Source organism: Steroidobacter sp., from assembly GCF_016790065.1.
GTDB lineage: Bacteria > Pseudomonadota > Gammaproteobacteria > Steroidobacterales > Steroidobacteraceae > Steroidobacter.
Window position 1 is genome coordinate 1 of record NZ_JAEUPY010000297.1, and the last position, 9,950, is coordinate 9,950.

Genomic DNA, 9,950 nt, shown 5'->3' on the forward strand with positions numbered 1-9,950 from the left:
GAACAGCGCTTCACCACTGACCAGATGTAACGAACGCTCCGTGTCGGTGAAGTGAACCTGCACCACGCTGGCGGTATTCAACGTCACTCGGCTGCCGTCCGAGAGCGCGATCAGCCGGCGTTCACCGACGCCACTCTCATAAACATCCGGCACCGAGAAGAACCAGAAACCTGCGGCACTGGCAGCGCATAAGCCGAGTCCGCTCACCAACGCGGCCCGGCGAGTCATCCGCCAGCGGGGCGCGACGACTGGAGTTTCGATCTCCGGTTCGAGCGAGGACGCCGGCATCGCCTTGAGCCGTTCCATTCGCTCCCACGCAGCTTCGGCCCGCAGATAAGCCACCGCATGCGCCGGATCTGCATCCATCCAGCGCGCCAGTTCCTCCCGCGTTTCAGGAGTGACCGCCTGGCTTTGGATGCGTGCGACCCAGCCGGCCGCGTCATCGCTCAGCGCGTTTCTTTCACTTTGCGCCATGACGGTCCAGACTTTTGTTGCGGGGGCTGATGCTCGGCGAGTGCGCGAGTGACGAGCGCGATCGCCTTGGTCAAATGTTTCTCCACGGTGGACGTCGATACGGCCAGCTCGGCCGCTATCTCTTGAGTCGAACGTTCCTGCACCCGGCGCATGACGAAGACACGCCGGCACTGCGGCGGTAACGAATCGATGATGGTTTGCAGGCGGCGCAGCTCGTCCCGGACGCTGACCGCATCTTCCGCCGAACCGGCGCCATCGACGACGTTCAGCACTTCGAGGTCGGCCATCAAGTCGAACGACACCACGGCCTTGCGGCGTGCCGCGTCCGTCAGCAAATTGCGAGCGATGGTGAAAAGATAGCTGCGGCCCTGGTCGATCCGCTCCCAGTCGGTGGCGACATAAGCACGCGCCAGCGTCTCGGCCACGACATCATCGATTTCCACAGCCGGCAGCGACATACGACGCAATTGACGGCGTAGCGCCGGCTCATGCGCCAGTATCGTCGACTTGAACCAAGCATTGCGGGCATCGCGGTCGTGCACGGCCGGCAGCCTAAGGGAGCCGCCAGGGCGGCGCAACTGGCCCCTCCTTGGAGCCTGCCCTGAGCTGGCGCAGCGCTGCAGTTCGGTTAGGATACCGGCCGCGAGCTGCTTCGATCGGGTCGGCAACAACAACATTCGGGTCGACATCGCCCAGGCATGAAATACCTGCCGCTAATTCTGGCTGGCCTGTTACGCAAACCTTTGCGCTCGGCGCTGACGCTGCTGTCGGTGCTGATCGCGTTCCTGTTGTTCGGCTTATTAGAAGGCATCAACGCCGGTTTTGCCTCGGTGATCGAGGACCAGCATCTGGATCGGTTGCTCACCGACCCTCGCGTTCCAGGCGGCGCACCGATGCCCATTGCCGCCGCCGAACGAATCAAACAAGTGCCCGGCGTCACCCGGGTTTGCGCCCGGGCCAGTTTCTTCGGCGCCTATCAAGACCCGAAGAATGGCGTGTACGCGCTCGCCACCAATGCGGCGGATTGGTTGGCCGTCCGGCCTGAGTTCGCCATGCCGCCCGAACAGCTGGCGGTGTTTCAAAAGACACGTGCGGCCATCGCGATGACGCCAGCCATGCAAAAGCGGCTGGGCCTGAAGCTTGGCGATAAAGTCCCCGTGCGCTCACCCATTGCCCGCAAAGACGGCAACCCGGTTTGGACCTTCGAACTGCTGGCCACCTTCGATTACACCGAAGATCCCAACAGAGGCGAGATGGCGCTGATCCATTATGAGTACTTCGATGAGGCACGGCTCGCCGACACAGGCACCGTCGATCGACTCATCGTGCGCATCGCCGATCCAACGCGGTCCGCTCAGACGGCAGCGGCCATCGATCAGTTGTTTGCCAACTCGGCTCACGAGACTCGCACCCAGAACGAGAAGGAACAAACCGAAGCGGCCATCCGGCAGGTCGGCGAGATTTCCTATTTCACCAATGCCATCGTGCTCGCAGTGTTCTTTGCATTGTTGTTTGTAACCGGCAATACGATGGCGCAATCCGCTCGCGAGCGGATCCCGGAGTTCGCGGTGTTACGAACGCTGGGATTCTCGGCGTGGCAAGTTTTGGTATTGGTGTTGGCCGAGTCGCTGTTCTTATGCTGGCTGGCTGCCGCACTGGGTTTGGCTCTGGCTGCGGCGCTGTTTCCGAATCTGGCGGATTTTGTCGGACTCACCCGCCTGTCGTGGAGCGTCGTTGGCACTGGCTTGCTCGTGGCCACACTGGTCGCGTTGGTCAGCGGCCTGATACCCGCATGGAAAGCTCAGCGCCTGCGCATCGTCGACGCGCTCCACGTCACGTAACCCTCTATGGCCCAACTCTTCGCCATCGTTTGGTTGAATCTGAAGAACGTGCCGCAACGGCTCGGCTCTTCGTTCGTGATCGTAATCGCCATCACTGGCGTGGTCGCGGTGCTGCTATCGGTGATGGCGCTGGCTGCGGGCTTTCGAAACGCGATAGATAAGAGTGCGAGCGCCGAGCGCGCCATCGTTCTTAGTCGCGGCTCCGAGGTGGAAGCCGGTAGCAACGTGCCGCGCGCCACTGCGACCGTTGTGACGGACGCACCCGGAATACGCCGCAACGCTGATGGTCGCGCCATTGCATCGGCCGAGACGTTGATCATCGCGCCCGTCGCTCGCAAGAGTGACGGCCTGGACGCCTACGTCACATTGCGTGGTGTTGGTCCGCAAGGTCTCGAACTGCGACCGGAGATCAGGATCATCGCGGGTCGTGCGTTCTCACCAGCGGTCCATGAAGTTATCGTCGGCAAAGCGGCTGCAGCTCGTTTCGCTGGACTCGACGTCGGCAATCGGATTCTTTTGCGTGGCGGTGAATGGACTGTGGTCGGCATTTTCGAGTCCGGTGGCAGCTCCCATGAGTCAACGTTGCTGGCCGATGCCGAAACCGTTTTGACTGCTTATCGCGGCACGGCTTTCAACAGCGTCACCGTCCAACTCTCGACACCCGCGGACTTCGATGCGTTCAAAACATCGTTGACGACCAATCCTGCCGTCGAAGTCGACGTGTATCGCGAACCGGAATACGTGGCCCGCGCTTCGAAGCCGCTCAACCGCATGCTCGACCTGCTCGCCTACTCCATCGGCGGAATCATGGGACTCGGCGCGCTGTTCGGTGCACTCAACGCCATGTACTCAGCTGTGAGTTCTCGCGGCACCGAGATTGCGACCTTGCGAGCGCTGGGCTTCGGCTCGGCGACGATTGTTAGTTCAGTACTCATCGAAGCGCTGCTGTTGGCCCTGCTCGGCGCTGCCGTCGGTGTCGCTATTGCCTGTGCTGGCTTCAACGGCAGAGCGATCAATATGATCGGCAGCACCAACAGCCCGTCGCAGTTGGTCTATCAACTCAGTGTGACTTTCGAGTCCATTGCGCTCGGCGTGGGGCTGGCCGTGTTGCTGGGGTTGGTTGGCGGACTGCTACCAGCGCTGCGTGCCGCACGGGTTCCGATAGCGACAGGATTGCGGCCTCGCTGAACAGTTGCTCCGCTTCCGATTACACTAGAATTACAGCACGGAGAATAAGAATGGGTTGGCTTGGGGCTATTGGCGTCGGTTTAGTTTCAGCACCTCTCACCGGCATCATCATCGGCACCGCCGCCGGCCTGTGCGCGGACTGGATGCGCATGCCGAATCGCGAAGGCGCCGTCGGCTACTTCGCAGTCGCCATGACTTTGCTGGGTGCGTTCTTCGGCCTGCTACTCGCTATCGTCATCGCCCGCGGCTGGTTTGGAATCACCGGCGGCTTCGGCAAGACCCTCGCTCTCACGGTCGGCCCGGTGCTTGCGGTGTCGCTGGTCGTCACGGGTTTGGTCTGGCTCACCGCGGACTCCAATCCCGAGATCGATGGCCGGGAACTCGATCTTGCCGTCGAGTTGCGATATCCCGTCGGCGTGGCGCCCACCATCGACGGCGCTGACCCGTACATCACATTCATCAAACTCTCCGACGGTTCATCGGAAGGTTACGCGAGACTCGAAATCGACAAGGCACAGCAGATCGACGGTCGGTTCATCGTGCCTGCAACGCTGCGGATCCAGACCAGCGCCAAACGCAAAGTCCTGAGCGCTCGGCTGTCCCAGGAGCAAAACCTGCTGTTCGCTCCCGACTTCGACGCCCAGCCCGGCCAGAAAGATCTGCAGTGGAGCCGTTGGATCGACGCCGCCTATCCGCTCGGCGAGACTGCACCGCCCGCCGACAAAACTTTCGCCGCCCGCTATCAAGTTCGCCTGGTCGAGCCCCCGCCGCCCACTCCCACTGCCGCCGAACAAGAAGCCGCCGCCGAAGCCGAGCAGGAAGCGAAGATGCGAGCACTCGCACCCGATGCGCCGCTGGAACAGTGGCTGCTATTCACGCGCTACGGCGTTCCACAAACTAGAATCGACGCTGCCGTAGCCGCCATTCGCCAACGCCCGCAATTCGCTAGCGAGATGACCGCGCTGCTCACAGGTGACTTTAGTGAAGCCAGTCAGGATGCCCTGCGGTCACTCACTCACATGCAACCGCCACCGACCGAACTGGGCCCCGCAGTCGTTGCAGCTGGCAGCGCCATTGCTAAAGCGTTGCGCGAGCTCGTTCTCCCGCCCGGGCCGGAACAAGACTATGCAGACGCCGCCGCCATCTCTCCGCAATTCTCAGCTTGGATGGAAGCCGCCCGCGCGCTTCAGGGGAAGGACGGCATTGATCTGGTACCGCAACTCCAGGAAATCATCGTCCCCGCTCGCGCCCACCCGGACAGTCATGTGCTAAGAATCGATGTGGTGCGGGTAGCGAGTTACTATTTGCAACAGTGGGGCAACATCGAACCCTTACCCACCGACCCACCGCCTCGGTAGCAAACGTTTCGTGGCGCTGCCCTACGCTGACCTTTGCGCAACAATGAACAATCGAGGAAACGGTAACAGCACCGTGCCGCCTTCGAGCATCGGCATCTCGGCGGAGATCTTGTCCAAGTACTGCCCGAGAAACGTCTCGCGTTCTTGAGCATCCAAGGGAGCGACGAACGGCCGCAACGCCGTTCCTTTGAACCACTCCACTACCGCTTGATGGCCTTGCAGTTCGTGAAAGTACGTTGTCCGCCAGACGTCGACACGCGAGCACAATGGTCGAAGCAACGAGTAGTACCACTGAGCTTCGTGCCGATCCGGATGTCGCACACTCCCGATCTTGTTCGCCCATTGCGCAGATGCCGCCAGCTCTCGTGCCGCGCGATGCGGGGTCTCAGATAGATTGTCAGGTGTTTGAACTGCAAGACACCCACCCTTCGCCAGTTGGGCCAGAAGCCTTGGGTACAAGGTTTGATGGTCCGGTAACCATTGCAGCGAGGCGTTCGCGAGAATCACATCCACAGCTCGATCCGCCTTCCAGCGACCGATATCGCCGACTTCGAAGTTCAGATGCGGTAGCCGCTTGCGCGCGGTGTCGATCATGTCCTCGGAACTATCGATGCCGCTCACCGCAGCCGTTGGATAGCGAGCCAGGAGCGCCTCAGTTGAGTTTCCCGGACCACAGCCCAAATCCACCGCTAACTGCACCGAATCCTGCGGAATAGCAGCCACAAGATCGCGCGCCGGTCGCGTTCGCTCGGATTCGAAGCGGGTGTATTGGTTAGCAGACCAGGTCATGAGATTTCTTCCGGGTTAGGCCTATCAACGCGGCAGAGCTTTCTCGGCTTCGACCAGTTCAGCCCGCGCCGCCTCGAGCTTGGCTTTCCTGCTTTCGATCTTCTTAACGTCGCCCTTCGCCTCCGCCGCGCTGAGGTCTCTTTCTCGCTCCGCCACCTCTCGCTGCGCCTTCTTCATCTGTGCCTCTCGCTCCTTGGCCAACGTCGCATCCGTGCAATGCGCCTCATTGTTCTTCAACGCTCGCTTCAGGCCAGCGACCTCGCGAGTTCGCCCCCGCGCTTGCGCCTCTGATATCTGCGCCTCGATGCTGGCGCGCTTGGCATCACACGCAGGCGACGGTTCCGCTGCTACCGTAACTTCCACAGGAAAGACCAGCACAGTAACGAAAAGTACCAGAGTTCTCACGGTAACTCCTTTAATCAGGGCGGTGTTTGACAGGGCTCTGGCACCTTTAACCACTTCCGCCGCGCTTGGCAATTTGCACAAACCCGGCTTGGCGGGCCGCGGCCCGAGCCAGCCCCGCCCGCAAATACCTTGACCTGCATCGCCTAAACGGCTGGAATTCCGCCAAGCGTTCAAACTCGTCGGCGTACGCAGGAGTGATCCCTCACACTGTTACCTCAACAAGGCCAAGCACGCGCCCGTAGCCAACCCCAGCCCATGTCCGGAAAATCGCTCCTACACGTTCCACGAACCGCTGCGCGCACCGCTGCGTCGCCTGCTCAAGATCGCTTTCGATACCTGATCGAGCAGATCGAGAAAATGCGGCGTGCGCGAGCCGAGTGGGACGAACTGGTCGTGGAATTCAAAAGCACCCACGCCGACCGCATCCATCCACTGCGCGCGTCGCTCAAGCAAGTCACGCGCGAAACCGTGTTCGTGATCGATCGACTACTCGATCAAAAGGGCTGGTCGCGAGCGGACCAAAGCGCGTTGAAAGAGATCGCGTGCCATACGGCCGAAGCGCTCTTGCACGCCAATCCCGACGATGTCGAGATCCGCACCATCTTCGATCGCCATAGCTCGATGACCTTCCAGGAAGCGCAGCGCGAAGAGATCGAAGATCTGAAGCAACAGGCCAAGGAACACATGGGCATCGACCTGGACGATGCCGACATCGAATCCGAAGAGGATTTGGTCCAGCACGTCTACGAGCGCATGAAGGACGACGAGGCTCGTCAGCAGGAGCATTCGGCGGAACGCCGGAAATCGCGAGGACAACAAAAGGCCGAAGCCAGTGCGCAGACCGCGAAGCGGTATCTAAGAGAGCTTTACCGAAAGCTGGTCAGCGCTGTTCATCCGGATCGCGAGGCCGATGCTGCGCGCCGCGCCGAAAAGAACGAGTTGATGCAACAGATCAACCGCGCGTATGCGACTAACGACTTGCTGACGCTGCTCGAGGCCCAGCGACAACTCGAACTCATCGATCCGGATCATGCCAACCAGCTCGGCAGCGAACGGCTCCAACAATTCAATCGACTGCTGGCTGAGCAGCTCGAAGCAGCGAAAACCGAGCTGCGCTCGCTCCAAGATGCCTTCCGCGTCGACCACGAACTGCCACCCGGCCGGGCGGTCAATCCGCAGGATCTGCATCTGCTCTCACAACGCCGCGCCCGAGAACTTCGGGCGCATATCAATCAGCAGAAGCGTTTCCTCGAAGTGCTGGCGAACAAGGGCTCCACCAAACGCTGGCTCAAAGAACAGCGACGCTTCGACGTCGACTCGGACGAGGATTGACCAGCCGAAGCAGGCCGCACATGTCGCAGCCCGCCCGTGAGATCCCCGATTGAACGACAGTCGCCCGACGTTACAGCTGCACGCGAGTAACGCGACCGGCAAACACTTCGGTGATGAAGATCGACCGCAGCGGAGCGGAATACGTCATGCCGCTGGCACCCAACAATCCAGTGGCCAGCACTTCAGGCTGTGCAGTGGGGCTGGCGAAGCGCAACAGCCGACCAGGCGCGCCTTGCGAAAGATTGGACGAGATCTCCAACACATAGATGGCCGAGCCAAGCGACAGTACATCCGTCGCTGAAGTCAAGCCTGAGATCAGCGGCTGCTCGGTCCGCTTGGCAATGTCGACGACGCGAATGCTGGCGTTACCCGGCACGAACGGCACGCCCGTCAATAGCGAGACGAGGTACTTGCTACCTTCGTAGTGCCGAATGGAGGTCGGTACAGCATCGGACACCGGCGGGATCACGCCAGCCGCGTTACGCACCGGGTTGAAACGCACCACGGTACGCGGCGGGCCGAACCACGGCCCGATGGCGACCACGCTGTTCTGCCCAGCATCCGCCAGCAGCATGCCGGTCTCGGATCTGTTATCCGTCAGGGCAAATGGATTGGAGCCACGCACGTTGGTCACTGGGTCCGGGCGAAAATCTTTGGTATCGGCCAACACACGGACCATGAGCCATTCGCCGGCGGAGTTCTTCTTCTCCACGTTATAGCCGTCGGCCAGCTTGGCGTGATCGGCAGCAGTGAGCTCGAACGCGTCGCTCACCGTGTGCAAGGTGCGATTGAACGTGAATCGCAACGCTGTGCTGAACAGCGGCGAATTGGGACCCGTCGGATTCGGCACCTGTCGCGGCGGACCTTCGAAGCGCAACACATCCCCCTCGCCAATCGCCAGATCGACGACGCAACAGCCGCGCACCACCACACCCTGAGCTCCAGACACACCGTTAGTCGCATCGATGCCCGACGGCAATCCGCCGACGATAGCGTGAGCATTCCCGGATCGATCGACGACCGTCAGGCGCCCGTCATTCATGCCAGTGCCACGCTCGCTCACCAGCAAGCCGCCGAGGTAGGTGACATCCGTTTTGGTCGGACCCGTCAGCCCGGAGACAAAGACGGTTTGCGTCGACGATTGCGCGAACAGCGGCGCGCTTGCTGTGAGTAGCAACAGCGTAGCGAAAGCGGTCTTCATGGGAGATGCCTTATTGCTTTGAGTACCGATGGGATCGGAGGCGACGCTGCGGAGATTTGAACTAGCGAAGCAGCGTCGTTGCTAAGTCAGCGGCGCGATCATGCCGCATCGATTTGGAATACGCCATTGGCTCCAAAGTACCAGCCGCAAACACGGACCCTGTGCCGCCGCAAATGTAAGTTCTACTTAGCGCCGCCAGCACGACTCGCCTCGTCATGGGCGGGATCATCGATGCGATCCGGACCTCGTTACACTCCTGGCATGCCAGCTACTGACTACCGCACTCGCATCCTCAAACTCCTTCAAGCTCGCGGACCGAACAAAACAATCTGCCCGAGCGAGCTACTGAGTGGCGATGACAAACAGAATCCAGCCCTGATGGAGGAAGTCAGGAGCAGCGCTAGAACCCTGGCGTCACAAAACCTCATCGAGTTCACTCAACGCGGCAAAGTTGTCGATCCGAAGACCGCGAGGGGACCGATTCGGTTGCGATTGAAGCGCTGAGCGCGTTTGCACCCCAACCGGACAGACTGCAGTCGCAGGATAATCGCTGACACGTTTCCGCGGAAACGTCCGGGGGACCACTTCTTGATCGGAAACTGCGTTTCTGCGGAAACTGAGCTCGCGATCTACCTAACCGAATCAACTTGCGTCGGGCCGACCATCGATTAGCCGCAGCAATAGACTCGCCAACTGCAGAACCTCGATTGCTACGACGGGATCATCTATGCCGACAACGCGGTGACTCGTTGGATTCTTAAAGCGACCAATTGCACCCGCCATCAAGTCGGCAAGCGCCTGTCGTTCGCCACCTTCTTCTGTTGCGTCTCGAAGCTGCCCATGCTCGGGGTGGAACGCCTTCCTCGCCATCGGCACGCCAATATCATTGGACGCAAACCCTCCGCGGGTTCGAATCGCTATCTCCACAGATCGGAATGCCTTAAAAACTGCAGTCTCATAATCGCCCCTTAGAAATTCGGCATAAGAACTCTCCTGGACTAGAGGGTGAATTTGACCCTTCGGATACTTAGATGCCTGGACGTATCTCGCATAGTCCTTAGTTGTTTGGAGTTGAAGCGCTTGGCGCGTCGGATTCCACCATCCGTGCTGGTGATTATCTGGGTCGGGTGTGAGCATTCCTGTGAGCGTGAGATGATAGAAGGCGGCAGCAAGCGCGTGCCGCACCTGCTTTCCCTGATCAACCTCATACGGCGGAGATTCCGATCCACAATAGCTCGCCAAGTGCACTCGGGGCGGTGACTGACTGCGAAACTGATTCGAATGCTGAAACTCATGATTCAAGTGCTGCAAAACAACAGCCGCCAACTCCTCGGTGGGCATTTCATTGACGACGTCTGCAGA

11 protein-coding genes are annotated in these 9,950 nt (G+C 60.4%); 5 read left to right on the plus strand and 6 right to left on the minus strand.

Annotated features, from left to right (window positions below; all coding sequences use genetic code 11):
- Together JNL55_RS12565 and JNL55_RS12570 are read right to left on the minus strand one after the other, a co-directional pair.
- On the minus strand, positions 1 to 474 hold a 474-nt coding region (locus tag JNL55_RS12565; RefSeq protein ID WP_293853335.1), incomplete at its 3' end, for a DUF4880 domain-containing protein.
- Positions 447 to 1,016 carry an RNA polymerase sigma factor gene (locus JNL55_RS12570; protein ID WP_293853337.1) on the minus strand — a complete coding sequence of 190 codons (570 nt, stop codon included), beginning with the start codon at positions 1,014 to 1,016 and terminating at the stop codon, positions 447 to 449. The genes JNL55_RS12570 and JNL55_RS12565, both read right to left, overlap by 28 nt.
- A gap of 156 nt (positions 1,017 to 1,172) precedes the next feature.
- Between JNL55_RS12570 and JNL55_RS12575 the strand changes: the two genes are divergently transcribed.
- From JNL55_RS12575 to JNL55_RS12585, 3 genes are read left to right on the plus strand one after another with little or no spacing between them, the layout of a single operon-like run.
- Positions 1,173 to 2,315 (plus strand): ABC transporter permease, encoded by a 1,143-nt coding sequence (locus JNL55_RS12575; RefSeq protein WP_293853339.1) that lies wholly within the window; start codon positions 1,173 to 1,175, stop codon positions 2,313 to 2,315.
- 6 nt (positions 2,316 to 2,321) lie between these two features.
- Positions 2,322 to 3,503 carry an ABC transporter permease gene (locus tag JNL55_RS12580; RefSeq protein ID WP_293853342.1) on the plus strand — a complete coding sequence of 394 codons (1,182 nt, stop codon included), beginning with the start codon at positions 2,322 to 2,324 and terminating at the stop codon, positions 3,501 to 3,503.
- A 50-nt stretch (positions 3,504 to 3,553) separates the two neighbouring features.
- Positions 3,554 to 4,861, plus strand: coding sequence for a hypothetical protein (locus JNL55_RS12585; RefSeq protein WP_293853344.1), 1,308 nt, complete (start codon positions 3,554 to 3,556; stop codon positions 4,859 to 4,861).
- A 21-nt stretch (positions 4,862 to 4,882) separates the two neighbouring features.
- On the opposite strand, the gene tam is transcribed toward JNL55_RS12585, so the two are convergent.
- Positions 4,883 to 5,650, minus strand: coding sequence for a trans-aconitate 2-methyltransferase (gene tam / locus JNL55_RS12590; protein WP_293853347.1), 768 nt, complete (start codon positions 5,648 to 5,650; stop codon positions 4,883 to 4,885).
- Between the two features lie 24 nt (positions 5,651 to 5,674).
- Positions 5,675 to 6,055 (minus strand): DUF1090 domain-containing protein, encoded by a 381-nt coding sequence (locus JNL55_RS12595; protein WP_293853348.1) that lies wholly within the window; start codon positions 6,053 to 6,055, stop codon positions 5,675 to 5,677.
- A gap of 255 nt (positions 6,056 to 6,310) precedes the next feature.
- On the opposite strand from JNL55_RS12595, the gene JNL55_RS12600 reads away from it, so the two are divergent.
- Positions 6,311 to 7,387: a J domain-containing protein gene (locus JNL55_RS12600; RefSeq protein WP_293853349.1), complete on the plus strand. Its 1,077-nt coding sequence runs from the start codon at positions 6,311 to 6,313 to the stop codon at positions 7,385 to 7,387.
- Between the two features lie 70 nt (positions 7,388 to 7,457).
- On the opposite strand, the gene JNL55_RS12605 is transcribed toward JNL55_RS12600, so the two are convergent.
- Positions 7,458 to 8,588, minus strand: a complete 1,131-nt coding sequence (locus tag JNL55_RS12605) for a ScyD/ScyE family protein (RefSeq protein ID WP_293853351.1) — start codon at positions 8,586 to 8,588, stop codon at positions 7,458 to 7,460.
- A 261-nt stretch (positions 8,589 to 8,849) separates the two neighbouring features.
- Here JNL55_RS12605 and JNL55_RS37435 point away from each other — a divergent pair, with 261 nt between their 5' ends.
- A complete protein-coding gene (locus JNL55_RS37435; RefSeq protein WP_415923067.1) occupies positions 8,850 to 9,092 on the plus strand; it encodes a DUF3253 domain-containing protein in 243 nt (80 codons plus the stop codon).
- Positions 9,093 to 9,230: 138 nt separating this feature from the next.
- Here JNL55_RS37435 and JNL55_RS12610 read toward each other — a convergent pair.
- Positions 9,231 to 9,950, minus strand: a 720-nt coding sequence (locus JNL55_RS12610) for a TIGR02391 family protein (RefSeq protein WP_293853353.1), incomplete at its 5' end; no start/stop codon positions are given.

What these genes read in the sequence shown, in the direction of transcription:
- JNL55_RS12575 (WP_293853339.1), top strand. Translation starts at nt 1,173, where the DNA reads ATGAAATACCTGCCGCTAATTCTGGCTGGCCTGTTACGCAAACCTTTG.
- JNL55_RS12580 (WP_293853342.1), top strand. Translation starts at nt 2,322, where the DNA reads ATGGCCCAACTCTTCGCCATCGTTTGGTTGAATCTGAAGAACGTGCCG.
- JNL55_RS12585 (WP_293853344.1), top strand. Translation starts at nt 3,554, where the DNA reads ATGGGTTGGCTTGGGGCTATTGGCGTCGGTTTAGTTTCAGCACCTCTC.
- tam (WP_293853347.1), bottom strand. Translation starts at nt 5,650, where the DNA reads ATGACCTGGTCTGCTAACCAATACACCCGCTTCGAATCCGAGCGAACG.
- JNL55_RS12600 (WP_293853349.1), top strand. Translation starts at nt 6,311, where the DNA reads ATGTCCGGAAAATCGCTCCTACACGTTCCACGAACCGCTGCGCGCACC.
- JNL55_RS12605 (WP_293853351.1), bottom strand. Translation starts at nt 8,588, where the DNA reads ATGAAGACCGCTTTCGCTACGCTGTTGCTACTCACAGCAAGCGCGCCG.
- JNL55_RS37435 (WP_415923067.1), top strand. Translation starts at nt 8,850, where the DNA reads ATGCCAGCTACTGACTACCGCACTCGCATCCTCAAACTCCTTCAAGCT.